The organism is Thalassobacillus pellis (assembly GCF_016908295.1).
Classification (GTDB): Bacteria; Bacillota; Bacilli; order Bacillales; family Halobacillaceae; genus Thalassobacillus; species Thalassobacillus pellis.
Map to the genome: position 1 here is coordinate 52,777 of NZ_JAFBDO010000009.1, position 24,838 is coordinate 77,614.

Here is a 24,838-nt window from a genome sequence, read left to right on the forward strand (position 1 = left end):
TGTGCTCTTTATTTTTTATTAAGTGGCTCTTTCTGATATTCGTTTTCTTTTTTTTGGAATTCAAGCTAAAATAGTAAATAAGCTTCTTTTGATAAAGGGAGGATACAGGATGAGGGAAGGAACAAAAGTCGGCAGGGATATCCAGAAATGGCGGAAAGTCCAGGCTGAGTACCAGCCCAATGATTTTGAAAGGGTATTTGATTCGTGGGTCGGGCAGATGTTCGAGGAGATGAACCCTAAATGGAAAAAGCGCATTTTCGGTAATCTTGATAATTTTCTTTTTCACACGCATGCATTTCTGCAAGGTACCTCGTTTCAAAATGAAGCAAGGGAACGTATCATTACTGTAGGAAGAGTGTTTGATGAAAATATTGAAGTAATACAGGATATGAAAAATCTTTCTGTTGACCGTAATACATATATTGCCCAGCAGCAAATGGCTCGGGGCAGACTTTATTCGTTTGCACAGGGAGGGCTGACCGGCACCGGGGGACTGCTATTGTTCAGTGTCGATTTCCCACTGATGGTAATCATGAACCTTAGAGCTGTCCAATTGATTGGGCTCTCCTTTGGTCACGAAATGAATCATCCATATGAAATGATGATATCCCTCCGAGTGTTTCATGCAGCCACTCTTCCGAAACGGATGCAAAAGCATGCCTGGGATCAACTTATAGAAGATATTCGTAATCAATATCATCCCTACATATATGAAGGTAATGATGATTTGACGGATGAAAGCTGGCTGGAGCAGCCTTTGAAACAGCTGTTCAAATCATTATCAATTATGATGTTCCGGAAGAAGTTGATCCAGGGGCTGCCGTTAGTCAGCATGGCAGTCGGAGCAGTGTTCAACTATCAATTGACTCGACAGGTGACGGACTTTGCTTTGAAGTTTTATCAATACAGACAGTTGATGGATCGTGAGGAGGAAGATACTGATGGCAGTTGAGCATCATAAACACGAGGCAGCCAAAGAGGTGAAATGTCTCGTAATTACTGTAAGCGATACTCGAAATGAAAAAACAGATAAGAGTGGAAAACTGATGATCGATTTTCTCGAGGGAGAAGGCCATCGAGTTACAGGTTATAAAATCGTAAGAGATGTGCAGGAAGAAATACGTAGAACGGTTGTCAGCGGTTGTCAATCCGAGGAGGTTGATGCTGTATTGATTAACGGTGGAACGGGGATAGCCAAAAGGGATGTTACGATAGAAACGGTTGCTTCCTTATTGGAAAAGGAAATAGTCGGGTTCGGAGAATTATTCCGCATGCTTAGTTACACAGAGGATATTGGTTCAGCAGCCATTCTTTCCAGAGCTGTCGCCGGGGTAAGTGAAGATACTGCCGTATTTTCTACACCTGGCTCAAGTGGTGCTGTGAGATTAGCAATGAAAAAGCTGATTTTGCCAGAACTTGGTCATGTAGTCCGTGAGATTAAAAAAGATATGTGAATGATGATTAAAGAGGCTGCTCAATCGGGCAGCCTCCATTATGATTGAAGAACCTGATCAGCGCGGTACCAAATCCATAAATCGTTTATTGTTGCTGCCATCCTGCTAATATCTTCATTAATCTCACAAGAAGCCTCAAAATCATCCTCTTGATTCAGTAAATCAAGGCAGCGTTCGATATGATACTCCATTTCTTTGACACGGTCCGGAATTGCCCCCCGTTGATTTTCCCATGCGGAAAGAATAGCGCTTTGTACCTCAATGGAATAAGTCCGAAATGGCTTTGGCAGATCTGGGATGGATATACCTAATCTTTTATCAAATGTGAAAAAGTCTTCCATTAATAATCCTCCAGCTTATTTCTGTTCAGGCATCCGAACAACGAGAACGTCGCATTTCGCATAACGGGTAATATGCTCAGAGACACTTCCAATGAAGAAACGTTCCATTGCATTCAATCCTGTTGCTCCGCAGATGATGAGGTCTGCATTAAATTTCGGTGCAACATCTTTGGCGATTTTTATTTTGGGAGAACCATATTCCACTACAGTATCGACGTTTTGTACACCTTCTTTTACAGCTTTGTCCTTATAGTCATTGAGAAGCTCGGTAGCATACCCTTCGGCACGTAACGCCAAAGACCTGTCATAAGCCTCGACAGTCGCAAAAGCACGAGTATCCACTACATGGGCAAGGACCAGGTGTGCATCATTCCGTTTCGCGATGTCTATCGCTTTTTTAAAAGCGTATTCAGCAGCACTCGAGCCATCCACTGCAATAACGATATGCTTATACTCAAAAGGCATAATGAACGCCTCCTTTATTAGTATAGTTCAATTATAACATGTAGATTGAAATTAGTGGAAACGCTCACAAACATGAAAAAGTAATTTTGGTGAACATTAATAATGGAGGTGGAAACCAATGGCTAAAGAAAGGGATAACAAATCCGGTGAAGAACAAAGTCCTGAGCTGGGAATAGAAGAAAGCTATCAATCGGGAAGTATCGAGTTTCAAAAGCCGAATGACAGGGGGAGAAAATCTCCTCGCTCCTCTAGAACTGGATCAAGTCATAAGGGTGAACAATAAAAAAAATTTTAAGCCAAAGCTGGAGGAAACGTTCCTTCAGCTTTCTTGCCTCAAATAGCTTCTCTGTACATCGCTGCAAGCACCTTATGTGAACGATAATAGTTATTTGTAGTAAAGTAGAATTATCATTTCTAATTTACATATATCAGGTTGAGGAAATCGTTTTTTATGGGAGGAATAGACATGCGTCATGCACTCATTACTGCTGGTACAAAAGGGCTTGGTAAAATGGTTGCCAGCCGTTTTCTCAAAAATGGCCATTCAGTTACAGTTACTTACCATACAGACCGTAAGAAAGCGTATCAGCTATTGGATGAGTGGCCAGGCTACCATGACCGAATTCAGATCATCAGGACAGATGTAACGAAACAGGAGGACTTGAACCATTTGGTCACTGAAGCACTGGATCGGTTCGGCAGGATAGATTTTCTGATAAATAATGCAGGCCCCTATATATTCACTCGTAAAAAATTAGCTGATTATACTCAAAATGAGTGGGACAGTATGGTACGTGGAAATTTAGATGCTTCCTTTCATTTGTTCCAGGCTGTGATTCCCCATATGAGAAAACAAAAATTCGGAAGGATTATTCATTATGGCTTCCAGGGAGCGGGTTCTGCTTCAGGATGGATTTATCGTTCCGCTTTTGCTGCAGCGAAGGTTGGTCTGGTATCGTTGACAAAATCGATAGCTTTTGAAGAAGCCGAAAATGGCATTACTTCCAATATGGTCTGCCCTGGAAATATAGCTGGTAATATGAAGGAAGCGACCATAGCAGAAAGCAGAAAAATTCCTGATGCTGATACTCCAATTGGCAGATCCGGAACCGGGGAAGATATTGCCCGTACGATTGAATTTTTGTGTGGGGAAGACTGTGATATGGTGACTGGTGCTGTCTATGAAGTTACTGGAGGTTTGGATGTCATCCATCGTCATCGCTAATATTGAGGGAATAAAATATAGAAAGACAATGAAATATAAGAAGGTGTCTGATACAATTGAAAAGGCTTACAAAAATCTGTCTACCCACATCGGAGAAATGGTGTTATAGTGGTTGTGGCTGGACATGTGTCCTAGAAACATTGGATTGGGAGGTTGTTGCATGAGAATAGGTGTGCCAAGAGAAATAAAAAACAATGAAAACCGTGTCGCGATGACTCCAGCAGGGGTTATTTCGCTTACAAACGCAGGACATGAAGTTATCGTAGAAAAAGGAGCGGGAGAAGGCTCTAATTTTACGGATGTCCAATATGAGGAAGCAGGCGCGGTAATAGTAGATACTGCTAAAGAAGCATGGAGCCAGGAGATGGTCATGAAGGTCAAAGAGCCTTTGCCGGAAGAATATGACTATTTTTATGAGGGCTTGATCTTATTCACATACCTCCACCTTGCACCTGAGCCAGAGCTCACAAAGGCATTGATTGAAAATAAGGTGGTCAGTATTGCTTATGAAACAGTGCAGTTGAGTAATGGATCCCTGCCATTATTGACGCCGATGAGTGAGGTGGCCGGAAGAATGGCGACCCAGATTGGTGCTCAATTCCTTGAGAAGCTTCACGGTGGAAAAGGGATACTTCTTGGTGGAATTCCGGGTGTAAAGCGGGGCAAGGTAACTGTTATCGGAGGTGGTGTTGTTGGAACAAATGCTGCCAAGATAGCGTTAGGTCTTGGGGCAGATGTCACCATCATCGATTTGAATCCGGAACGTCTGCGTCAGCTGGACGATATCTTCGGTTCCGAAATCAATACATTGATGTCGAATCCACTGAATATTCAAGAATCACTGGCTGAATCTGACCTGGTAATCGGAGCAGTCCTTATACCTGGAGCCAAAGCACCTAAACTTGTTACCGACGAAATGGTTCAGGCTATGCCAATGGGCAGTGTCATTGTGGATGTTGCCATTGACCAGGGGGGGATCTTTGAAACGACTGACCGTATTACAACACACGATAATCCAACTTATGAAAAGCATGGTGTCGTGCATTACGCGGTTGCCAACATGCCTGGTGCAGTTCCAAGGACCTCTACTATCGGACTAACGAATGTTACGATTCCATATGCACTTCAGCTTGCAAATAAAGGATATCGCCAAGCCTGTCAGGAAAATGTGGCCCTGCGAAAAGGTATAAATACTCTTTCTGGATTTGTTACTTATCGTGCCGTTGCAGAAGCACATGGTCTTGAGTATTCAGATGTCGAAACATTATTAGAAAAATAAGGATTAAAAAAAGCGGGGAGCGAAAGTATCCTCGCTATTTTTGTTAACCATACAGTTATAGAATTTAATTTTCAAAAAATGAAACCTTTATAGGTTTATATCGTAAAGGATATAGACGAAAGTTAATTGGGAAAGAGAGGTGGATTGTCCTGGGAATACTATCAAGATTATTCTCTAATAAAAAAGCCAAAGCACCTGAAGTAAAAGATAGAGACCCATTAAATATCCAGATAGGCGATATTGTGACGTATGATTTAGCCGATTATGAAGTTGTGGGTAAAATAACTTACAGGGATCACGGGTATGAATGGTTTGCTTATCAGCTGTTGGAAGGAAGATCGACGATTTGGCTGTCCGCTGAAATGGATGATGAACTTGAGCTAGGCATCTATCGTACAATCAAGCTCCCAGTTTCTCATCCTTTTCCTGATAAGCTTGCTTTTGAGGGGACAACGTACTTTAAAGATGAACAAGGAGAAGCCAGAGTCGTTGGAGAAGGAAGAAGCAAGGCTGTCAATGGCCAAGCTATCCCTTATGCGGATTACATTTCAGAGGATGAAACCAGATATATGAGTGTGGAAGCATGGGGGAGCGACATAGAAGTGAGCCTGGGGTATGATATAGAGGCTTATGAGATTAAAATTATAGCAGGTTCAAAATAAAAGGAGGAATTTAAACATGTTTCAATTCTTTAAACGTGTAAAAACAGTAGTAAACTCGGAATTGAATTCTATGCTTGATAAAGCGGAAGACCCGGTAAAGATGCTGGATCAATTCATGAGGGATATGGAAAATGATATCCGTGAAGCGGAAAGCGCAGTAGCCAAGCAGATTGCCAATGAAAAAATGCTTAAACGAAAACACGATGATGCTCAAGCTCTCGTCGATAAACGAATGAAACAGGCGGAACAAGCGATTGAAGCTGGCAATGAAGATCTAGCCCGCCGCGCACTAGAAGATAAAAATAAGCAGCAGGAACAAGCTGATGTGATGAAAGCTTCATGGGAAAGGGCAAAAACTGACGCAGATGGTCTTCGGGATAAACTGGACGAAATGAAAAAAGAATATCAACAAATGAAACTTAAGAAAGACTCTTTAAAAGCGCGGGCAGAGTCAGCGAAGACCCGTACAAAAATAAACCGTACAATGTCCGGCATTGGTGGCGATGAATCTAGAAAAGGCTTTGATCGAATGGAAGAAAAAGTTCTTAAACACGAAGCGGAAGCAGAAACCAGTGAGGATATGTCCAGGGAAAGCCGAACTCTTGATGATGAATTCGAATCTTTACAGGATAACGGTGTAGATGACGAATTAGCAGCTCTTAAGAAAAAAATGGGGAAAGAATAACCGGCAGACCAAAAATGGATAACACCAGAACATTTCAGCAATGAAGGGTCTGAACCATCTTACATGTGATTAGGTAGGATGGGCATTTGGACCCTTCTTGTCTGTCTGATTGCTCCAGGAAGGAGGGATGGAGATGAAAGACTTACTTGTGTTGGGTGGTTTCGGTATTATTGTTTTCATCATTTTTGCAAATGTGTTTGGTGGTGACGATGATATCCAAAGAGGAATGACAAGTTTGGAAGACGGGCCAAGCTATGAAGAACTTCCATCGGAGCCTCCTAAAAAGGATATAGTTGATGGTATAACTGGTTCGGAACCATCAGATCCTGCAGAGATGATCAGTGATCACTTTCCACTCTTGGATACTATCCAGACAGATAATGGATTATCCAAGGTTTATGTAACCAGAGAATTCAAAGTTCCTGAATTGGCAGATTTATTTTCTCAGACACTTAAACCAAGAGAGATTAGTGAATTCGATGGAAATAAGCAAGTGCTCATTTATTCAGACCAGTTTATAATTTTAAAGAAAAGCGAACAAAAGCCAGATGTGGTTTTTATTGAGCTGGCAAACGAGCAATTTGTCCGCAATCATTATTCACCAGGTTTTTTCAATGGTCTGTTGACATACGCCATTTTGAATCGGATGTTTAATTCCAATAATTGGGCAGAACGGCAGCAAGAACGATGCCGAAGTGCCGGAGGCTGTTATGGAGGATATTCGATGAATGGTGGTTATAATGCGGGAAAAACGGGTACCTTCCGTGGCTCTTCCATACGGGGCGGGGGCCCAGGAGCAGGAAAATAATAAAAGGAGGTTTTATGATGGAACCATTCATTGCTACATTTGCATATTTCGTCATTGCTATCGTAGTCGTCGTCATCGGACTGTTGGTTTTTGAACTGATTACCACCAAATACAAGGACTGGGAAGAAATCGGGAAGGGTAATACAGCTGTCGCTTTATCCATTATGGGTAAAATTATTGGTATTTGTATCATCCTTTCTTTTGCCATCTACCACAGTGAAACAATTTGGGACACCCTGATCTGGGGAATATACGGTGTTGTTCTGCAAATGCTTGCTTACTATCTTTTTGAAATGTTCACAAGGAAGTTTTCTGTGGAAGCTATGTTAAAGGACAACAATGTAGCAGTAGGTGTTATCTCAGTCGGCGTATCAGTAGGCTTAGCTTTCGTCATTGGAGCATCAATTACCTGAGCCAAGGCTTAGTTATGCGGAGTGAACATCCATGAATCAAGAAGCAGTAAAAAAAAGCAACATGATTTATTGGGCATCGGGTATTGTCTCCATATGTGGAATCATTTTTGAAGTCCTCTTTGGAGCGCTCGGCTCTTACATACTTGGTGATGGGGTGAAACAATATACCCTTACGATCAGTTTGTTCTTGACTGGGATGGGTGTTGGTGCCTCATTAAGTGAAAAAGTTACGAAAAAGTTGATAGTGACGTTTATCTGGATTGAATTCCTCGTGGCTATCATAGGTGGATTTTCCAGTTTTCTAATGTTTGGAATCATGGCATTTGCTCCTGATGGTACCACATCCTTGTTCCTCTATACGGTCACTTTCACTATCGGGGCGCTTACTGGTCTGGAATTGCCTATATTAATACGTAAGGCAAATGAAATTGGGGTGGAACTGAACAGAAGCACTGCCAGGGTACTCTTTTCTGATTATGCCGGAGGTCTGGTGGGGGGACTGTTATTTGTTTTCTTGCTTCGACCCCAATTAGGGATGGTGAAAAGCGCATTCTTCGTCGGATTCATTAATCTAATGGTGGCTGTCATTGTGCTTTATTTATTCAGACAAGAAATCAAAAATATGAAAGTACATGCCATTTCAGGGACTGTAATCGGTCTATTACTGGTGGCAGGACTGTTTTTCGGTGAAGAAATGGCGTTTTCTTTTGAACAGAAACTTTACAAGGACCCGATCATTTACAGCGAGCAAAGTGCTTACCAAAAAATTGTCATAACAAAAGAGCAGGGGGACACGAGGTTATATCTTAATGGTTCCTTACAATTCAGCTCTACAGATGAATACCGCTATCATGAAACGCTTGTCCACGCTCCGATGATGGCTGGAGCTGATGTGAACAATGTTCTTGTGCTAGGAGGAGGAGATGGCCTGGCTGTAAGGGAATTGTTAGAATATAAAGGAATAAATTCAATTGAGCTCGTGGATCTGGACCCGGCAGTTACCAGACTGGCAAGGAATAATTATCATCTTGTCCAGCTTAATAAAGGAGCATTGGATAATGATAAAGTATCTGTAAAAAACAAGGATGCATTTCAATTTTTGAAAAACACAACAACCATTTATGATGTGATCATTGTGGACCTGCCTGATCCAAATAATGAAAGCTTGAACAAACTCTATACCTGGGAGTTCTATTCTCTGGTGAGAAACCATCTATCACCAGACGGTGTTGCTATGGTTCAGGCGACCAGCCCTGTTTTTGCCACACATGTGTACTGGACAATCGATAAAACAATACAATCTGCCGGCATGCATACAAAGAATTTTCACCTGGACATCCCGAGCTTCGGAAATTGGGGGTTTGTGATGGCGAGCAGGGAACCGATTGACTTGGCTGATAAGGAATTAAAGGTGGATACAAAGTACCTCACAAAGGAATTATTGCGCTCTTTTACGGTGTTTGGAAAAGATGAAGATGGGGAAATCTTCAATGGTGAAGGGGAAAAGATCTCCTTAAAACCGAATACATTGATTGATCCGCACCTTATTCAAATATATGAAAAGGCTTGGGAACATTACTAAGGTGAGGATTTACTTAAATGATTTTCAAGTAAAGGAGAGGATATTGTGCAAGTAACCTACCATGGACATTCCGTAATTAAAGTGGAGGCTAATGGCAAGACCATTCTGTTCGACCCATTCATTTCCGGTAATGGAAATACGGACCTCAACGCAGATAATGTCAAAGCTGACGTGATTCTACTCACCCATGGGCACAACGACCATGTTGGGGATACAGTTGACATTGCTAAAAGAAATGATTCTCAGGTTGTTGCGCCCTTTGAGCTGGCCGAATATCTTGGCAGCAAAGGTCTGAATGCTCACCCTATGTATATTGGTGGAGCGCATGAATTTGACTTTGGTAAAGTTAAGTTCACCCAGGCATTCCATGGATCTTCCTATACCGAAGAAGATGGTACTACTGTTTATACGGGTATGCCGACCGGGATTCTGCTGACAATCAATGGAAAGACTATATTCCATGCAGGTGATACTGGGCTTTTCAGCGATATGAAAATGATTGGAGAACTGAATGATATTGATTTAGCATTTCTTCCAATTGGGGATAATTTCACTATGGGACCTGAGGATGCTTTAATAGCCGCAAAATGGTTGGCTGCAAAACAGGTTGTGCCGATTCACTACAATACCTTTGACCTGATCAATCAAGACGGAAAGTCATTTGCTGAACAAGTGGAACCAGGCGCAGGGCAGGCCCTTGAGGTTGGAGAATCTATTGACCTGTAACCGTATAATATTAAGCCCGCTTCTTTTTACTTAAAGTAGCGGGTTTTTTGTTGTACACAAAAGGATTATAAAAATGACTGGTGGTAAACGCTTATCGGTGTTGAGCAAGGCGCTTACGCTTTTATTTCATCCAGCTTCCAAATTTATACTCTCCTTTTTTTCTGCATTGCAGGAGTTCTGTATCATCTGTATAATAACAATTAATCAAAATTACATTAGTACAGTTAGAAAGAATGGTGAGGGACATGGCTACGAAGCATGAACAGATATTGGATTATATTGAAACACTCCCGGTCGGCAATAAAATATCCGTCCGGCAGATAGCAAAGGAATTGAATGTAAGTGAAGGAACTGCTTATCGTGCGATAAAAGAAGCCGAAAATCAAAGTCTGGTAAGTACGATTGAAAGAGTTGGAACCATCCGGATTGAAAAGAAAAAGAAAGAGAATATTGAACGACTAACCTTTGCTGAAATCATCAATATTGTCGATGGCCATGTCCTGGGTGGCCGGGAAGGTTTATATAAAACATTGAATAAGTTCGTGATTGGTGCCATGAAGCTTGACGCTATGATGCGTTATACCGAAGCAGGATCCCTTTTGATTGTCGGAAACAGAACCAATGCTCATGAATTAGCTTTAAAAGAAGGGGCGGCAGTATTAATTACCGGGGGTTTCGATACGGATGAGCATGTCAAGAAACTCGCTGATGAAAAGAAACTTCCAATCATCTCTACAAGCTATGATTCCTTTACAGTTGCAACCATGATCAACCGGGCAATTTATGATCAGCTGATAAAAAAAGAAATCGTCCTTGTGGAAGATATTTATACTTCTTATGAACAATCCTATTATTTATACATTGATGAAAAAGTAGAAGCTTGGCACAGGCTTAATGAAGAAACTTCCCATAGTCGTTATCCTGTGGTTGATCGTAACCATAGGGTAGTGGGAATGGTTACATCGAAAGACGTCATTGGCAAAGACCGAAGCCTTACGATAGATAAAGTGATGACTAAACATCCGATGACAGTCCAGACTAAAACTTCCCTTGCGAATGCAGCCCATATGATGGTATGGGAGGGGATTGAAATCATGCCGGTTGTAGACCAGCAACACAAGTTGAAAGGTTTGATTTCCAGGCAGGATGTCCTGAAAGCCCTGCAATACTTACAACGTCAGCCACAGGTTGGGGAAACCATCGATGATTTGGTAAGCAGTCAGATGGTTGTGGCAGGGGAAGACGGCAACGGAATGGTTTTCCGCATGGAAGTAACACCTCAAATGACGAATCAACTAGGCAGCCTTTCTTATGGTGTCTTTACATCACTCGTGATCGAATCAAGCAGCAGACTCCTCAGGAAGTTCAAAAAAGGAGACCTGGTTGTGGAAAATCTATCCGTTTATTTCATCAAGCCCGTTCAGATTGAAAGTATGGTTGATATCAAACCTCAAATCATGGAGGTCGGGCGTAAATTCGCGAAAGTTGATGTAGCCTTATATCACGAAAAATCCCTTGTAGGAAAAGCGCTGCTGATGGCGCAGCTCATTGACCGTTAAAAACAAAAGCGGATGCGCCTTGCTCACCCCCGACAAGCTTAAGGCGAGCCTCGCCGTGACGGTCTTTGTCACAGAGAGGATGGACTTAAGACCTCGAGGGGGTAGGCGCAGGAGCTGGATGAAACAAAAGCGGATGCGCCTTGCTCACCCCCGACAAGCTAATTTTCTAAACAAAAAAAGCACCCGTCATCACTCCAGGTGCTTTTGAAAATAGACTACGATTCCATGGTTGTATGGTGTTTACGGTATTCATTTCGGTAATGCTGAGAGCTTTTGTATCCGTTTGTCATCTGCATGCCTCCTAATACCAGGAAAACAATACCGATAAATAACGATAATTTCGTTTCGTAAAACAGGTACTGATTAATACCAAAGAAAAATACAAAACTTCCAAGACAAATTTTCGCCCTGCCATTTAAGTACAATTGTGTAAGTGGATCGTTACTTCTTGTTATGCTTACTTTATAATAAATATATAAAACAGCTGAAACCAGAATCAAAGTTGAAAATATTAACATATTGTATCTACTCCCTGTCAGAACTATGAACCATTATCATTGTAGCTTGTTTTCAGGGAAGATGCTACCGATTAGAGAAATTCTGTAATTATTGAAGAAATGTTAGGAGATGTAGATATGTGTATCAATCAAATTTTTGAAAAAATAAAGGTCTATGACACGATTATCATCCACAGACATGTACGTCCAGACCCCGATGCGTATGGATCACAGGCAGGGTTGAAAGAAATCATCAAGGCAAGCTTCCCTGAGAAAACAGTTCTGCTGGCTGGCAAGCAGGAACCTACACTCGGTTATCTAGCCGACATGGATGACGTGGAAGATGATACATACCATGACGCTTTGGTGATTGTATGCGATACGGCTAATGAAGCAAGAATATGCGATCAGCGGTATAAACAAGGTAAGGGTTTAATCAAAATTGACCACCATCCGAATGTTGATGAATATGGAGATATACAATGGGTCGATACAGATGCCAGCTCAACCAGTGAATTGATTTATGAATTTTATTTAGCTAAGAGTGACGAAGGACTTACGTTGCCGGAGAATGGAGCTCGACTTTTATATGCAGGTATCGTCGGAGATACCGGCCGATTTCTTTTTCCAAGTACCACAACGAAAACATTGAAATATGCAGCAGACCTTGTAAAATATCCCTTTGATCGACCGGCATTATATAATCTCATGTACAATACGAAGCTTCCAGTGTCCAGGTTAAAAGGATACATTCTTCAAAATTTCACAGTCACGGAAAGTGGGCTAAGCACAGTAAGGATTTCTAAAGAAATACTTGATAGGTTCCATGTTACGGTTGTGGAAACCAGCCAGCTGGTTGGAATGTTGGGTGATGTGGAAGGGATACTGGCATGGGCTTTTTTTGTCGAGGAAGATGAGATCATCCGTGTCCGATTGCGTTCAAAGGGGCCGATTGTCAATAAAGTTGCTGCCAACCATAATGGTGGTGGCCACCCTATGGCATCTGGAGCTACTGCTTATTCTTGGGAAGAGACGGAGGTTATTACGGAGGAACTGGAAGAAGTGTGCAAGGCTTATAAGAATAGTCAGTGAATTTGTTATTCTTCAGAAAGATGGTATTAGAGCCAAACTTGTTAATTTTTTTATAACATAGCTCAAATAAAATAACCCTCCCGGCACCTGATAGGGGTCTGGAGGGTTAATTGGCTCATTTGGTGGCTTCTGGCTCTAGGGGGATGAACCAGCAGCCCGAATCGGTCTGGTCCAGGAAGACATTCAATTGGTGTTTGGATACTTCGCGCTTCATGAGGCGGATGAGCTCATCAGTTTCCACATACGCGGTGTAACCATTCATGAGATGGCCGACTTTTTCCTCTAACTGACGATGGTGATCCATGATTAACATGCCACTCACCCCTTTTTAATGTATATTCATTTGACTTCATTGTATAAAAATTAAGTCAAAAATTCTATATTTTTCTGAAAATTTCATCATTTTGTAACATTTAGCACCAAAGTAAATAATGGAGGTTAAGTGTTTACGCTTACTTTAACTTTGATACTTAGTACCCTTGCTATCGTTAGCTGTTTAACCTCTACTTTGTAAGTGAAGTCATCAATTGTGAACTGCTTGTTTTCAATCGTTTTGTACAGGAATTCACTATTTTTAGACAGTTCTTCTACATTTTTGCCGATGACATCCTGTATTTCTTCCTTGATAAGTGTTTGCAGCTGATGCTTTGTCAATCGATCAATATCATTATTGGTCAGCTCTATTTCTGTCTGTTCCACGGTGTATTGTTTTTTTTCACTTTCATGATTTTCTAATAAATTTTCATAAGTAGCTTCTAAATCTGATAGTTCTCCCTTCAATCTGATGTTCTCCTCTACCCAATGCTCCATGAGACTTCCATGGATAAAAAGGAATATCCCATAGCCAACCAAAGCCCCTAACAACATGCCAGATAAAAACCTTTGCCAGCTCTTCCGTTTATAATATGGAGGAATATGCATTATGTGATATCCTCTTGGAGAATCCATTCAAAAAATAACAAAGCAGCTTTCACGCCTCCCATGGCTGATATGATAAGCATGATTTGTTTGAAAAGGTCAAAAGTGGAACCATCAAGGATTCCTTTTTCAAACCGGGCAATTGTATCAAAGGTACCACCGATAGCTGCTACAATCGCCCAAATTCTAAGGCTTTTTGCAATGCGCACCATGGACGTATAAGGTGGTTCACCTGTCAGTAAGCTGCCTAGGCTGCCGAGGAACGCTCCCCCCACAATCACGCCAAATGCGATAAAAAAACAATGGATCATTGATATTAACAACCGCTCCTCCAACATGAATCCCCCTTTTCCTATCCAATATCAGTATGAGAATAATTTCCGCCTATAGTTCAAAATATGATTACATCAGACAAGGTATGCGGTTAGCTTTTAACCTGCCTTGCCTATCAGATATAATAAAGTTAGAGAGAAGGTGAACGGAATGGCTTATACACATCTGCAAGTGAAAAGCGGCTACAGCTTAATGAGCAGTACGATACAAATAAATAAACTAGTGACAGCTGCCAGGAGTGGCGGTTATGATTCCATTGCATTGACAGATGAAGGAGTTATGCACGGAGCTATAGAATTTTATCAAACCTGTAAAAAAGAAGGTATAAAGCCTATCATCGGCATGACCATGCCGATTTCTTGGGAGGGGCATGAAACCAGGGTTGTATTATTAGCCGAAAATTTTACAGGTTATCAACAACTGCTTTCTTTAAGCACACAGTTACATATGAATACTAAAGCAACTATGGATTTGGAGGAACTGGAGAATTATACTGCCGGTCTGTTGGCCATTGTGCCTGCTGCAGAGTCGCCGCTGGCACATTGGCTGGAGGGAGGAAACAGGGAGAAAGATGTCAACAGCTTCCTTGAGGCGTGGAAAAGTATATTTAAACCGGAAAACTTCTATCTTGGAGTGCAGGATCATAACCGGGAAATAGAGCGCAAACTTCATTCAACCATTAAAAAACTTGCTGAGGATACCAATACAAATGCGACGGCAGTGAATGATGTACGTTACATATATAAAGAAGATCATCAAGCCTTTGATTGTCTTACATCCATGAGGGATGGAGAAAGGTGGACTCCAGCAAGGAATGACTCAGCTTATCAAAACCGACACCTGAAAACACAGGATGAGATGGAAGCTTTATTTGGTGACTGGTGGCCAGAGGTATTGGAAGCGAGCAGAACTATAGCTTCCCGCTGCTCCGTAGAAATACCTCTTCATGAACGGAAAATTCCTCGCTATCCTGTCGAGAGCAAGGAAAGTTCCAGCGCCTATCTGCGGGGAATATGTGAACAGGCACTGAATGATATGGAGCGAAATGATTACTCAGTTGCTAAACAAAGGCTCGACTATGAGTTAAATATCATCACTTCCATGGAATTCAGTGATTATTTTTTAATCGTATGGGACTTCATCTCGTTTGCTAAAAAGCAAGGAATAATGGTGGGTCCTGGCCGTGGCTCCGCCGCAGGCTCGTTCGTCGCATATTTGCTCGGTATAACTGCTGTTGATCCATTATCCTATGATTTGCTATTCGAGCGTTTCCTTAATCCGGAGCGTATAAGCATGCCAGATATCGATATCGACTTTTCTGATCATCGGAGAGATGAAGTTATCCGGTATGTCCATGAAAAGTATGGACCTGGGCACGTAGCACAAATTGTCACATTCGGGACTTTTGCTGCAAGGAGCCTTCTGCGTGAGTTATTCAAAACAATAGGAATTGATCAACAGGACGCTTCTTTCATATTGAAGGAGTTCTCTTCAGCAGGTTCTGGGTCGATCATTGAGGTCGTAAAACAATCGGAAGAGCTAGCGATGTATGTTCGTCAGTCATCTAAATTGAAACTTCTTTTCCAAATCGCAGCTAAACTGGAAGGGCTTCCTAGACACACGTCCACTCATGCGGCGGGAGTGATTATCAGCGATGAACCTTTGACGGAGCATGTGGCATTATTGGAAGGTCATGAGGGGGTCCCTTTGACCCAATATGCAATGGGAGATCTTGAAACAATCGGGTTATTAAAAATGGATTTTCTAGGACTTCGTAATTTGACATTATTAGAACGGATTGAAACTAATATAAAGAAATATGAAGACTCGTCATTTACATTGGGCAGGATTCCCCTCGATGATCAAAAAACGTTTCATACACTCCGTGAAGGACGGACAAATGGTATTTTTCAGCTTGAATCCCAAGGAATGAGGAATGTTTTACAGCAGTTGAAACCGAATCACTTTGAGGATGTAGTTGCAGTGAATGCTTTGTACCGACCTGGTCCTATGGAATATATCCCATTATTCATAGCCAGAAAACACGGTAAAAAAACCGTCGAGTATCCTCATTCAGATATACAGCCAATCCTGGAAAAAACATTCGGGGTGTTGGTTTATCAGGAACAAATTATGCAGGTTGCCAATCGTATAGCTGGATTTTCCTTAGGGGAAGCGGATATTCTACGGAGAGCTGTCAGCAAAAAGAAAAAGGATGTACTTGAACAGCAGCGTAAAGCTTTTGTAAATGGTTGTAAGGAAAGTGGTTATGATGCTTCAGTCGGAGAAGAGATCTATCAATGGATTGTGAAGTTTTCCAATTATGGCTTCAATCGAAGTCATGCCGTAGCATACAGTATGATTTCTTATCAATTGGCCTATTTAAAAACCCATTATCCTGCCTGCTTTCTATCTGAACTGATGAACAGTCAGGCGGGTAACCAGGATAAGCTTACGGCTTATATTAGAGAAGCCAGGGATTTTGGAATAAACATTCTTCCACCATCAGTTAACGAAAGCTTCGCTGTTTTCCGTGTAACTAAGCAAGCGATTCGTATGGGGTTGCTTCCGATCAAGGGTGTTGGTTACCAGGCAATTCAGGCAATAATCGACGGGCGAAGAAATTCCAACTATAAAAACTTATTTGATTTTTGTTTAAAAGTATCCCTGAAAGCGGTTAATAGATCGGTAATAGAATCACTGATACTAGCTGGAGCCTTTGATGAAACCTATGACAATCGTGCCAGACTTCTAGCGAGTATCGACCATGCAATGGAGCAGGGGGAGTTATTCAAAGAGTTTGAAGACCAGCCATCTTTTTTTCAAAATGATCTAACACTGGATATCAATTATATTGAAACGGAGCCTTTTTCTCGGTTAAAACAATTGGCACTGGAAAAGGAAGTATTGGGAATTTATCTGTCTAGTCATCCATTGGAAGATTATCGTGCTAAGCTACGTAAAAATGGCTTCATACCATTTAGTAAAATGACCGGTCTAAAGCAGAAAAAGCGGTTAAAGGCATGTGGGGTGGTAGAACATATTAAGCAAATACGGACAAAACGCGGGGATCCGATGGCTTTTATGACAGTAAGTGATGAGCAGGAAGAAACAGAAACGGTTATCTTTCCCGAGCTTTATCGAAAAGTTAAACCATGGCTGAGTGAAGAAATGATAATCTGCTTTGAAGGAAACGTGGAAGAACGAAATGATAAAATGCAATGGCTCCTATCGAACATCTGGCCATTTTCAGAGGAGAATCTTTCGGGAACGGAAGAGCGGAAGTTGTTTATTAAGATTTCAGCTCAGGAAGAAAATGATGCATTGAATGTGATTCGACAGATTGCGGACTATTTCCCGGGTAATACGCCAGTCATCGTCCATCACGCAGAAAAAAGAAGGACGTATCAGCTGGCAAGTGAGTACTATGTAAACCTATCCCATGATTGCCTGACAGCTCTTTACGATTATTTCGGAAAGGATTCTGTTGTTACAGCTGGCAGCCCTTAGGAAAAAGAGAAGGTGTTTTTCTTACTTACAATGCTGCCATGTTTTTGCTAAACTGTCTTATATTAAGTTGTATTTTGGTAATTGAGCAACAAGGGGGGATTCGCTTTACACCGATATATCATCTGTTATAATTAAATAGTCTATCACAAGTGGTCAGACCACCTTTTTGGAAATCATTTTACTATAGTTACATTTTAATCACGATTATTGCTTGTGAAATTGTTATTTTCAGGACTTTTATAGATAAAGGAGCGGTTGTAGGTGTCAAATATGAGAGACGAGGCATTGCATATCCACCGAGTAAACAAAGGAAAGTTAGCTACACACTCTAAGGTTCCAATCAAGAATGCTAAGGACCTCAGCCTGGCTTATTCTCCAGGTGTAGCCGAACCATGTAAGGAAATATACGATCATAAAGAATCAGTCTATGATTATACGATGAAAGGGAACATGGTAGCCGTAGTTAGTGATGGCTCAGCTGTACTAGGACTTGGCAATATCGGTGCAGAAGCATCCCTCCCGGTCATGGAAGGGAAGGCGGCATTATTCAAGAGTTTTGCAGGTGTCGATGCGTTTCCTATTTGTCTAAGTACGAATAAAATAGATGAAATTGTACAAACGGTTAAATTAATGGAACCGACGTTCGGCGGAGTAAACCTGGAGGATATTGCTGCACCAAACTGCTTTATCATAGAAGAACGCTTAAAAAAAGAAACGAACATACCAATCTTTCACGATGACCAGCACGGTACAGCGATAGTTACCGTAGCAGGACTAATGAACGCCTTGAAGATTGTAGGAAAATCTTTCTCGGATATTAAAGTTGTTGCCAACGGAGCCGGTGCTGCCGGTATTGCGATCATCAAACTGCTTTACCATTTCGGAGTCAGGGATATTATTATGTGTGACTCGAAAGGTGCTGTATTTGAAGGAAGAAATTATGGTATGAATGATGTGAAGGACGAGATTGCTAAAATTACGAACAAAGATAAAGTGGAAGGCAACCTGGAGGAAATCATGGAAGGGGCAGATGTTTTCGTTGGTGTTTCTGTTGGAGGCTTGCTCTCTAAGAAAATGGTTGAATCTATGAATGACGACCCAATTATTTTTGCTATGGCAAACCCTGAACCAGAGATTATGCCTGATGTGGCGAAAACAGCTGGCGCCCGTGTAATTGGGACAGGCAGGTCTGACTTCCCGAACCAGGTTAATAATGTTCTTGCATTTCCGGGTATTTTCAGAGGGGCACTTGATGTGAGAGCGACCAGAATTAATGAAAAAATGAAAATTGCCGCTGCCGAAGCGATTGCTTCATTGGTTTCATCGGAAGAACTGAATGAAGATTACGTTATTCCTGCTCCTTTTGACAGCAGGGTAGCTCCAGCAGTTGCAGCAAGCGTTGCCAAAGCAGCTATGGAATCAGGCGTAGCACGTCATCACGTGGATCCTGAACAGGTGGCAGAGAAGACCCGCCAGCTGACCATGATCAATGAAGATTAAAGAAAATATATGTCTTCTTCCATTCCATCAGGCCAGAACCGACAAGGCTCCACTGTCAGTTCTGGCCTGAATGGGGTCCTGTTTTTACATAAATGGCCTGGTTTGTTTTTCGCTTAATGGTAAATATAAAGGAGTGTTCAAACGCAGTGACGAAGCCGACTACAACAAAGGTTTATGAAGAAGTTTTAAGGCAGATCAGGCATTATATGGAAACGCATCGGCTTCGCCCTGGCGACAAACTCCCTTCCGAGCGAGAGTTAAGTGATTTGCTTAATGTTGGAAGATCTTCCATTCGAGAAGCATTCAGGGCCATGGAATTATTAGGGCTTTTAGAAACAAGAAGAGGTGAAGGAACATTTCTTCGTAGTTACCGTCCATATCATATGGTCGACCTGCTCTCCACCTTCATTTTGAATGAAACAAGGACAAAAGAGGAAATATATGCTGCAAAAGTGATGCTGGAAACCGAGGCAGTGACCAAGGTTGCTTCCTTTATCACTTCATCCCAATTAGATGGGCTGGAGAGCATAGTGGAATCATCCAAAACTTCCGATGTCCATTACACATTTTTTCAATTTTTATTCGACCTTTTAAATAATGATCTTTTAAGACGGATGTGGGAGCTGGTTGACGGCTTTGCAAACGCAGCCAACAATGTGCTGGCAGACAAAAAGTTTTATCATAACATTATCGCCGGTATGGCTGATAAAGATTATAGTTATCTAGCCCGGCTGTGTGAAAGAAATGTCGATTGAGGATCGACATGAAATGGCATTTTTTACCCCGCATCCGATACATTGGATGGATATAAGCTCGTTCTGAAGGAGGGATCACCTTGCTTAAAGATATATTCAGCAAGAAAAGAAAATACGCATCTATACCGAATCAAGAAGGGAAACAAGACGTTCCCGAGGGCCTTATGCAGAAATGTCCCGGTTGTCATAAAATTTACTACCGGAAAGAACTAAAACGCAACTTGAATGTCTGTCCACATTGCGATCATCATCACCAGCAAAATGCTTTTGAACGTATTGATAGTCTCTTTGATGATGGCAGCTTTCAGGAGTGGGATAAATACATGGTGTCTGACAACCCGCTAGACTTCCCTGATTATAAGGAGAAGTTGGAGAAAGACAGGCAAAAATCTGGTTTAAACGAAGCTGTCATCACTGGCAAAGGACTTATCGGCGGCTATGAAACTGCTGTAGGCGTAATGGACGCCCGTTTCCGTATGGGAAGTATGGGTTCAGTTGTTGGGGAAAAAATAGCTAATGCCATTGAGCAGGCAAGAGAGCTGGGTATCCCGTTTATTATCTTCACAGCTTCTGGCGGGGCAAGGATGCAGGAAGGCGTTCTCAGCCTGATGCAAATGACCAAAACATCCGTGGCAATCCAGCGCCTTCATGCAGATGGCGGTCTAATGATATCGGTTATGACTCATCCTACGACAGGAGGCGTGTCTGCCAGCTTTGCTTCCTTAGGCGATTATAACTTTGCAGAGCCAGGAGCACTGATTGGCTTCGCAGGCAGGCGTATAATCGAGCAGACAATCAGAGAAAAATTACCTGATGATTTCCAGACAGCTGAGTTTTTACTGGAACACGGTCAGCTGGACAAGGTGGTTCATCGCCACGAAATGAAAAAAAATTTAAAAACGATCCTCAGCATCCATCAGCCAGGGGGTGAAAAGTCATGAAACATGTTCTTGATTTTGAGAAACCTGTCATAGAACTACGGGAAAAAATAGACGAATTGAAGCGTCTTACGGAAGAAAGTGAAATGGATTTAAGCCAAGAAATAAAAAGCATGGAGAAGAGACTTGAAAATCTGGAGCATGATGTATACGAACGGCTGAAGCCTTGGCATCGTGTTCAAATGGCTCGACATCCGGAACGTCCTACGACTCAAGATTATATAAATGAACTTTTCACCGATTTCATTGAACTCCATGGCGACCGCGTTTATGGAGATGACGAGGCAATAATAGCAGGAATCGCCAAGTTTAAAGGCTCACCGGTTACAGTAATCGGCCATCAGCGAGGCAAGGATACAAAAGAGAATATCCGGCGGAATTTTGGTATGCCTCACCCAGAAGGTTATCGTAAGGCATTACGTCTGATGAAACAGGCTGATAAGTTTAACAGGCCGATTGTTTGTTTCATCGATACTAAAGGAGCTTACCCTGGAAGAGCTGCGGAAGAACGCGGTCAGAGTGAAGCCATCGCCCGTAACTTGATGGAGATGGCGGGCTTGGAAGTACCAATCGTTTGTATTGTTATTGGTGAAGGGGGAAGCGGAGGAGCACTTGCCCTTGGAGTGGGTGACAGGATTCATATGCTTGAAAACTCAACTTATTCGGTCATTTCCCCAGAAGGGGCGGCGGCACTTTTATGGAAAGATTCCAATCTTGCTCAAAAAGCTGCAGAAACAATGAAAATTACTGCTTATGATTTGAAGGAATTGCAGGTCATAGATGAAGTGATTCCTGAAGTTCGTGGTGGAGCCCATCGTGATGTTGGATCCCAGGCACAAAATATTGATAAGGTATTAGAAGATAGCCTTAACCAACTCCAAAAGCTGAATGGAGCAGACCTTCTGGAACAACGATGGCAGAAGTACAAGAAAATTGGAGATTATAAGGAACTTCCATTATAATAAAGAATAGAAATTTTTTGATAGCAAAGTCGCACAGAAAAAGTGCGGCTTTTCGCATCTTGAGAGAAGGACAGCGCTTTCATTATTTACATATCAGAATAGGGATGGTTACCATTTGTCAACGCATTTGTGCATATTATATAATTTTTCGGCATCTTTTTTTAATGAATTGTATAATATGCATGAAAATCGTGTGAAGCATGCTTCGAGTATTGCTATACGAATGGTTTAACCTTAAGTTGATATGGGGAAGCAACAAGCAGGTAAACTTTTTAATGGGGTGAGAAGCAAATGAAGAAAATTGGCGTATTGACGAGCGGAGGAGACGCTCCTGGCATGAACGCTGCCATTCGGGCTGTGGTCAGAAAAGCCATTTACCATGGCTTGGAAGTGTATGGAATAAAATATGGCTATCAGGGTTTGATTGAAGGAAATATAGTTAAGATGGAATTAGGCTCTGTAGGGGATATAATTCAACGTGGTGGAACGATGCTGTATACTGCACGCAGTGAAGAATTCAAAACAGAAGAAGGACAGCAAAAAGGTATCGAACAGCTTAGGAAGTTTGGTATTGAAGGCCTTGTAGTTATCGGCGGGGACGGTTCTTTTCGTGGTGCAAAAAAACTGACAGAAAAAGGCTATCCATGTGTAGGAGTTCCAGGAACGATCGACAATGATATTCCAGGAACGGATTTTACTATCGGTTTTGATACTGCTTTGAATACCATTATTGAAGCAATCGATAAAATCAGGGATACAGCGACTTCTCATGAACGTACATACGTGATTGAGGTAATGGGACGTGACGCTGGCGATCTTGCCTTGTGGGCTGGGTTGGCTGATGGGGCTGAGACGATTCTCGTTCCGGAACGGCAGGAGGATTTCCAGGATGTTATTGAAAGACTGAAACGCGGACATGATCGTGGAAAAAGACACTCTATCATTGTAGTGGCAGAAGGTGTAGGCAGCGGCTTTGAATTTGGACAACGGATTAAGGAAGCGACAGATTTAGAGACAAGAGTAACAGTCCTTGGCCACACGCAGCGTGGCGGATCTCCCACCGCTTCCGATCGAGTGCTGGCAAGTCGCCTTGGTGCAGAAGCAGTAGATGTATTACTAACCGGAAAAGCTGGCAGAATGGTAGGTATCCAAAAGAATGTACTTGTCAATCATGACATCATCGAAGTGCTGAATGAAGAGCATTCAGTAGATATGGATATGTACCGTTTATCACAAGAATTGTCTATATAAGAATTCAAATATAACGGCAGCTTTCGTTATAAGGAGGAAGAACATGATCAGAAAAACAAAAATTGTATCTACTATTGGTCCGGCTTCGGAAACCGTAGACACATTGATTAAACTTATGGAAGCCGGAATGAATGTAGCACGGCTTAACTTTTCTCATGGAGACTTTGAGGAACATGGCAACAGAATCAATAACATTCGTGAGGCTGTAAAGCGGACTGGAAAAACAGTTGCGATCCTGTTAGACACAAAAGGTCCTGAAATCAGAACGGGTGTTATGGAAAACGGTGGCGTTGAACTTGAGCAAGGGGCAACGCTTTATGTGAGCATGGATGAAGTGGAAGGGACAAAGGAACGTATCTCCATCACTTATTCCGGTCTGATTGATGATGTTCACAAAGGCTCGAAGATTTTGCTTGACGATGGGTTGATTGAACTACAAGTAGATGAAATATTGAAGGAACAAAACGAGATTAAGACTACTGTCCTTAACTCTGGACTTCTAAAAACGAAAAAAGGTGTCAATGTACCGAATGTAAGTGTCAACCTGCCTGGAATCACAGAAAAAGATGCCAGTGATATTGAATTTGGGATTGAACAGGACATCGATTTTATTGCAGCATCTTTCGTGAGAAGGGCGTCCGATGTATTAGAAATTCGTGAATTATTGGAGAAACATGATGCCAACCATATCCAAATCATACCTAAAATAGAAAACCAGGAAGGTGTCGACAATATTGATGAAATCCTGGCAGTCAGTGATGGGTTAATGGTAGCCCGTGGAGACCTTGGGGTTGAAATTCCTGCTGAAGATGTTCCCCTGGTCCAGAAAAAACTCATTCGCAAGTGCAACCAGGTTGGAAAGCCGGTTATCACTGCCACACAAATGCTTGATTCAATGGAACGTAACCCTCGTCCGACCCGTGCGGAAGCTTCTGATGTAGCTAATGCGATTTTTGATGGTACTGATGCCATTATGCTTTCTGGAGAAACAGCAGCAGGGAATTACCCGGTGGAAGCTGTCCAGACAATGAATAATATTGCCAGCAAGACTGAGACCGGGCTTGACTATAAGGCTATTCTTCAAGAACGTTCGAAGCGCAGTGACCTTACAATAACGGATGCAATCAGTCAGTCTGTTACCCATACTGCCATCAATTTAGCAGTGAGTGCCATTGTGGCTCCGACGGAAAGCGGCCATACGGCGCGCATGATATCAAAGTATCGCCCGCAAGCTCCGATTGTTGCAATTACATCCAATGTACGCGTTCATCGTATGCTATCACTGATATGGGGTGTCCATGGCGTAATCGGAAACAGGGCATCCACCACCGATGATATGCTGGGAGAAGCAATTGATCGAAGTCTTTCTTCTGATATTGTAAAACGTGGTGATCGTGTCATTATAACTGCAGGTGTTCCTGTTGGCGAAAGCGGCACAACAAACCTGATGAAAGTGCATGTAATCGGCGATGTTTTAGCCAAAGGACAAGGGATTGGCCAAAGCAGCGCCTATGGCAGGGCTATAGTTGCTAAAAGCACCCAGGAAGCCCTGGATAAAGTGGAAGACGGAGACATTCTTGTCACCTTTGGCACTGACAAAGATATGATGCCTGCCATCGAGAAAGCTGGCGGTCTTATTACTCAGGAAGGCGGCCTTACTTCCCATGCAGCGGTTGTGGGCCTAAGCCTTGGAATCCCGGTAATTGTTGGGGTCCAGGATGCTTTGGATATTATAAAAGATGGAGACGATTTGACGATCGACAGCTCCAGAGGAGATATTTACTCTGGGCATGCAAGTGTATTATAAAGGCAAAAAGGATGGACTAGGTTCTAACCTATGTTCATCCTTTTCTTTTATTTTAGGGGTGAAATGGAATATAATT

At 42.1% G+C, this 24,838-nt stretch carries 26 protein-coding genes; 20 read left to right on the forward strand and 6 right to left on the reverse strand.

Annotated elements, in window-relative coordinates; translation table 11 throughout:
* Positions 1-109: 109 nt before the first annotated feature.
* Both JOC33_RS19105 and JOC33_RS19110 read left to right on the forward strand, forming a co-directional pair.
* On the forward strand, positions 110-952 hold the full coding sequence (locus JOC33_RS19105; protein ID WP_205094224.1) for an EcsC family protein: 843 nt from the start codon (positions 110-112) through the stop codon (positions 950-952).
* The gene (locus JOC33_RS19110; protein ID WP_205094226.1) at positions 942-1,454 is read left to right on the forward strand and encodes a MogA/MoaB family molybdenum cofactor biosynthesis protein; all 513 of its coding nucleotides are present in this window, start codon (positions 942-944) and stop codon (positions 1,452-1,454) included. Before JOC33_RS19105 ends, JOC33_RS19110 begins: the two co-directional genes overlap by 11 nt.
* 38 nt (positions 1,455-1,492) lie before the next feature.
* Here JOC33_RS19110 and JOC33_RS19115 read toward each other — a convergent pair whose 3' ends face one another.
* A complete protein-coding gene (locus tag JOC33_RS19115; RefSeq protein ID WP_205094228.1) occupies positions 1,493-1,795 on the reverse strand; it encodes a hypothetical protein in 303 nt (100 codons plus the stop codon).
* 15 nt (positions 1,796-1,810) lie between these two features.
* On the reverse strand, positions 1,811-2,260 hold the full coding sequence (locus JOC33_RS19120) for a universal stress protein (protein WP_205094230.1): 450 nt from the start codon (positions 2,258-2,260) through the stop codon (positions 1,811-1,813).
* A 118-nt stretch (positions 2,261-2,378) separates the two neighbouring features.
* Here JOC33_RS19120 and JOC33_RS19125 point away from each other — a divergent pair, with 118 nt between their 5' ends.
* The 10 genes from JOC33_RS19125 to JOC33_RS19170 all read left to right on the forward strand — a co-directional run bounded on the left by JOC33_RS19125 (position 2,379) and on the right by JOC33_RS19170 (position 11,199).
* Positions 2,379-2,543: a hypothetical protein gene (locus tag JOC33_RS19125; RefSeq protein ID WP_205094232.1), complete on the forward strand. Its 165-nt coding sequence runs from the start codon at positions 2,379-2,381 to the stop codon at positions 2,541-2,543.
* 183 nt (positions 2,544-2,726) lie between these two features.
* The gene (locus tag JOC33_RS19130; protein ID WP_205094234.1) at positions 2,727-3,485 is read left to right on the forward strand and encodes an SDR family oxidoreductase; all 759 of its coding nucleotides are present in this window, start codon (positions 2,727-2,729) and stop codon (positions 3,483-3,485) included.
* Between the two features lie 160 nt (positions 3,486-3,645).
* A complete protein-coding gene (ald, locus tag JOC33_RS19135; RefSeq protein ID WP_205094236.1) occupies positions 3,646-4,764 on the forward strand; it encodes an alanine dehydrogenase in 1,119 nt (372 codons plus the stop codon).
* Between the two features lie 149 nt (positions 4,765-4,913).
* Positions 4,914-5,426 (forward strand): DUF4178 domain-containing protein, encoded by a 513-nt coding sequence (locus JOC33_RS19140; protein WP_205094374.1) that lies wholly within the window; start codon positions 4,914-4,916, stop codon positions 5,424-5,426.
* Between the two features lie 16 nt (positions 5,427-5,442).
* Positions 5,443-6,111: a PspA/IM30 family protein gene (locus JOC33_RS19145; RefSeq protein WP_205094238.1), complete on the forward strand. Its 669-nt coding sequence runs from the start codon at positions 5,443-5,445 to the stop codon at positions 6,109-6,111.
* A gap of 133 nt (positions 6,112-6,244) precedes the next feature.
* On the forward strand, positions 6,245-6,919 hold the full coding sequence (locus JOC33_RS19150; protein ID WP_205094240.1) for a DUF4247 domain-containing protein: 675 nt from the start codon (positions 6,245-6,247) through the stop codon (positions 6,917-6,919).
* 17 nt (positions 6,920-6,936) lie between these two features.
* Positions 6,937-7,332 (forward strand): DUF350 domain-containing protein, encoded by a 396-nt coding sequence (locus JOC33_RS19155; protein WP_205094376.1) that lies wholly within the window; start codon positions 6,937-6,939, stop codon positions 7,330-7,332.
* A 31-nt stretch (positions 7,333-7,363) separates the two neighbouring features.
* On the forward strand, positions 7,364-8,914 hold the full coding sequence (locus JOC33_RS19160; protein WP_205094243.1) for a polyamine aminopropyltransferase: 1,551 nt from the start codon (positions 7,364-7,366) through the stop codon (positions 8,912-8,914).
* A 45-nt stretch (positions 8,915-8,959) separates the two neighbouring features.
* The gene (locus JOC33_RS19165) at positions 8,960-9,640 is read left to right on the forward strand and encodes a metal-dependent hydrolase (protein WP_205094245.1); all 681 of its coding nucleotides are present in this window, start codon (positions 8,960-8,962) and stop codon (positions 9,638-9,640) included.
* 245 nt (positions 9,641-9,885) lie between these two features.
* Positions 9,886-11,199, forward strand: a complete 1,314-nt coding sequence (locus JOC33_RS19170; protein WP_205094248.1) for a DRTGG domain-containing protein — start codon at positions 9,886-9,888, stop codon at positions 11,197-11,199.
* Positions 11,200-11,414: 215 nt separating this feature from the next.
* Here the strand turns inward: JOC33_RS19170 and JOC33_RS19175 are convergent, their stop codons facing one another.
* Positions 11,415-11,717 carry a YtpI family protein gene (locus tag JOC33_RS19175; RefSeq protein WP_205094250.1) on the reverse strand — a complete coding sequence of 101 codons (303 nt, stop codon included), beginning with the start codon at positions 11,715-11,717 and terminating at the stop codon, positions 11,415-11,417.
* 117 nt (positions 11,718-11,834) lie between these two features.
* Here JOC33_RS19175 and JOC33_RS19180 point away from each other — a divergent pair, with 117 nt between their 5' ends.
* The gene (locus JOC33_RS19180; RefSeq protein ID WP_205094252.1) at positions 11,835-12,788 is read left to right on the forward strand and encodes a DHH family phosphoesterase; all 954 of its coding nucleotides are present in this window, start codon (positions 11,835-11,837) and stop codon (positions 12,786-12,788) included.
* A 115-nt stretch (positions 12,789-12,903) separates the two neighbouring features.
* Here the strand turns inward: JOC33_RS19180 and JOC33_RS19185 are convergent, their stop codons facing one another.
* The 3 genes from JOC33_RS19185 to ytrH form a co-directional block, all read right to left on the reverse strand.
* Positions 12,904-13,101, reverse strand: coding sequence for a YtzJ family protein (locus JOC33_RS19185; protein ID WP_205094254.1), 198 nt, complete (start codon positions 13,099-13,101; stop codon positions 12,904-12,906).
* A 125-nt stretch (positions 13,102-13,226) separates the two neighbouring features.
* On the reverse strand, positions 13,227-13,709 hold the full coding sequence (ytrI, locus tag JOC33_RS19190; RefSeq protein ID WP_205094256.1) for a sporulation membrane protein YtrI: 483 nt from the start codon (positions 13,707-13,709) through the stop codon (positions 13,227-13,229).
* On the reverse strand, positions 13,709-14,041 hold the full coding sequence (gene ytrH, locus JOC33_RS19195) for a sporulation membrane protein YtrH (protein ID WP_275577019.1): 333 nt from the start codon (positions 14,039-14,041) through the stop codon (positions 13,709-13,711). Before ytrH ends, ytrI begins: the two co-directional genes overlap by 1 nt.
* A 148-nt stretch (positions 14,042-14,189) precedes the next feature.
* On the opposite strand from ytrH, the gene dnaE reads away from it, so the two are divergent.
* The 7 genes from dnaE to pyk all read left to right on the forward strand — a co-directional run bounded on the left by dnaE (position 14,190) and on the right by pyk (position 24,762).
* On the forward strand, positions 14,190-17,549 hold the full coding sequence (gene dnaE / locus JOC33_RS19200; RefSeq protein WP_205094259.1) for a DNA polymerase III subunit alpha: 3,360 nt from the start codon (positions 14,190-14,192) through the stop codon (positions 17,547-17,549).
* Positions 17,550-17,810: 261 nt separating this feature from the next.
* On the forward strand, positions 17,811-19,049 hold the full coding sequence (gene ystJ, locus JOC33_RS19205) for an NADP-dependent malic enzyme (RefSeq protein ID WP_338054558.1): 1,239 nt from the start codon (positions 17,811-17,813) through the stop codon (positions 19,047-19,049).
* Positions 19,050-19,195: 146 nt separating this feature from the next.
* The gene (locus tag JOC33_RS19210) at positions 19,196-19,804 is read left to right on the forward strand and encodes a GntR family transcriptional regulator (protein WP_205094261.1); all 609 of its coding nucleotides are present in this window, start codon (positions 19,196-19,198) and stop codon (positions 19,802-19,804) included.
* Positions 19,805-19,884: 80 nt separating this feature from the next.
* On the forward strand, positions 19,885-20,745 hold the full coding sequence (gene accD, locus JOC33_RS19215) for an acetyl-CoA carboxylase, carboxyltransferase subunit beta (protein ID WP_205094264.1): 861 nt from the start codon (positions 19,885-19,887) through the stop codon (positions 20,743-20,745).
* Positions 20,742-21,704 carry an acetyl-CoA carboxylase carboxyl transferase subunit alpha gene (accA, locus tag JOC33_RS19220; RefSeq protein WP_205094266.1) on the forward strand — a complete coding sequence of 321 codons (963 nt, stop codon included), beginning with the start codon at positions 20,742-20,744 and terminating at the stop codon, positions 21,702-21,704. The genes accD and accA overlap by 4 nt, the downstream gene beginning before the upstream one ends.
* A 291-nt stretch (positions 21,705-21,995) precedes the next feature.
* On the forward strand, positions 21,996-22,955 hold the full coding sequence (pfkA, locus tag JOC33_RS19225; protein ID WP_205094268.1) for a 6-phosphofructokinase: 960 nt from the start codon (positions 21,996-21,998) through the stop codon (positions 22,953-22,955).
* A gap of 46 nt (positions 22,956-23,001) precedes the next feature.
* Positions 23,002-24,762 (forward strand): pyruvate kinase, encoded by a 1,761-nt coding sequence (gene pyk, locus JOC33_RS19230; protein WP_205094380.1) that lies wholly within the window; start codon positions 23,002-23,004, stop codon positions 24,760-24,762.
* Positions 24,763-24,838: the final 76 nt, after the last annotated feature.